Raw genomic sequence first — 1,854 nt, 5'->3', positions numbered from 1 at the left:
CTCGCCGCGGCGGCCGCCGTGCGGGCCGGCTGGGGCGACGCGGTGGCCGTGCCCGTACGCGGCGGGTGGCTGCACCTGCCGACGCTCGGCCGGATCGCCGTACCCGACGGCGAGGCCGTGGTCACCGGGCGGGCGGGCGGCCTCGCGGTCCGGGCGTCCGACGGCACGGTGCGCACCGAACTGGACGAACCGCTGCGGAGGGTCCGGCTGGCCGGCGGCTGGACGGTCGCCCTGGAGGACGCCGACCCGCTGCGCGACTGCCACGACCACCCCGTCGCGGCCCACCTCTCCGAGAGCGAACTGCTCGACTGGACGGGCGCGTTGCGCGAAGCCTGGGAGCTGCTCGGGCGCGACCTGCCCGGGTACGCGGAAGGCATCCGGGCCGGCCTGACGACGGTCACCCCGTTGCGGCCGGGCCCGACCGGCCGGGACGTCAGCTCGGCGGCCCGGCAGGCGTACGGCGCCGTCGGCATCGCCCGGCCCGCCACCGCGCCGACCCTCGCCCTGCTGCTCGCGCACGAGTTCCAGCACGTCAAACTCGGCGCGGTGCTGGACCTGACCGACCTGTACGACCGCGCCGACCCCACCCTGTACTTCGCCCCCTGGCGGCCCGACCCCCGGCCGCTCGAAGGGCTGCTCCAGGGCACGTACGCCCACCTGGCCGTCACCGAGTACTGGGGCACCCGCACCCTCGCGTACGACGGACTGCCGGGCACGGCCGCCGACCGGGCGCGGGAGCAGTTCGCGCTCTGGCGGCGGTACACCGCCGAGGCCGTGGAGCGGCTGGCGACCTCCGGAGCCCTGACCGGGACCGGCTTGCGCTTCGCCGACGGCATGCGTGCCACCGTGGCACCCTGGCTCGACCTGTCGCTGCCCGCCGCCGCCGAGCAGGCGGCCGACCGGGTACGGCGGGAACGGGCCGGGGTCTGACCTCCCACCCGCGCCGCCCCGGGACCTCCCCCGCCCGGGGCCCTCACCCCCCGGGAGACGCCATCCTCACCGAACCCCGCGCCGGCGGCGGCGTCGCCGTCGCCTCCCCCGTCCACCCCCTCGTCCGCGACCTCGCCGACCTCGGGGTCCGTCCCGGCACGGTGCTGCACGTCCAGGCATCGCTGCGCTCCCTCGGACCGGTGCCCGGCGGGGCGGCCGGGGTGGTCGAGGCCCTGCTCGACGCCCTGGGCCCCGACGGCACCCTCGTCGCCTACACCGCCACGCCCGAGAACTCCGCCACCTCCCGCATCCACCAGTCCGCCACCGCCGGTCTCTCCCCGGCGGAGGTGGCCGACTACCAGGCGCGGATGCCCCGCTTCGACCCGGCCACCACCCCGGCCTCGCCCTCCATGGGGGCGCTGTCGGAAGCCGTCCGCTCCTGGCCGGGCGCCCTGCGCAGCCGGCACCCGCAGACCTCCTGGGCCGCCGTGGGCCGGCTCGCCCACGAGGTCACCGCCCACCACCCGCTCACCTCCCACCTCGGCCCGGAGTCGCCGCTCGGACGGCTCTACGACCTGGACGCCCGGGTGCTGATGCTCGGCGTCCCGATGGACCGCTTCACCGCCTTCCACCTCGCCGACCTGCGCATGCCCGACGTGACCGTGCGCGAGTACCGCTGCGTCGGCGTGGACGGCTGGACCACCTTCCGGGCCCCCGACCTGGACGACCTCCACTTCGGCCGCCTCGGCGCCGAGGTCCTGCGCACCGCCCGCGGCGTCACCACGGCCCGCATCGGCACCGCCGACTGCCGGCTGGTGCCGGTGCGGGAGGCCGTCGACCTGGCCGAGGCCGTCCTGCGGCGCGGGCGCCCCTGAACCCCGCTCCTTGTTCCCACCGCTGACAAGAGACCCCGCCGTTTCCCAC

At 77.4% G+C, this 1,854-nt stretch carries 2 protein-coding genes; both read left to right on the top strand.

The window, feature by feature from the left end; translation table 11 throughout:
- Positions 1-930, top strand: a 930-nt coding sequence (locus AE652_RS40600; protein ID WP_049660865.1) for an HEXXH motif-containing putative peptide modification protein, incomplete at its 5' end; no start/stop codon positions are given.
- A 161-nt stretch (positions 931-1,091) separates the two neighbouring features.
- Positions 1,092-1,805, top strand: coding sequence for an aminoglycoside N(3)-acetyltransferase (locus AE652_RS40595; RefSeq protein WP_049660863.1), 714 nt, complete (start codon positions 1,092-1,094; stop codon positions 1,803-1,805).
- Positions 1,806-1,854 lie beyond the last annotated feature (49 nt).

Origin of the sequence: Kitasatospora sp. MY 5-36, from assembly GCF_001182915.1 — a bacterium.
Taxonomy (GTDB): domain Bacteria; phylum Actinomycetota; class Actinomycetes; order Streptomycetales; family Streptomycetaceae; genus Kitasatospora.
The sequence above is the reverse complement of the archived record's forward strand: the minus strand, read 5'-3'. Positions and strand labels throughout refer to the sequence as shown.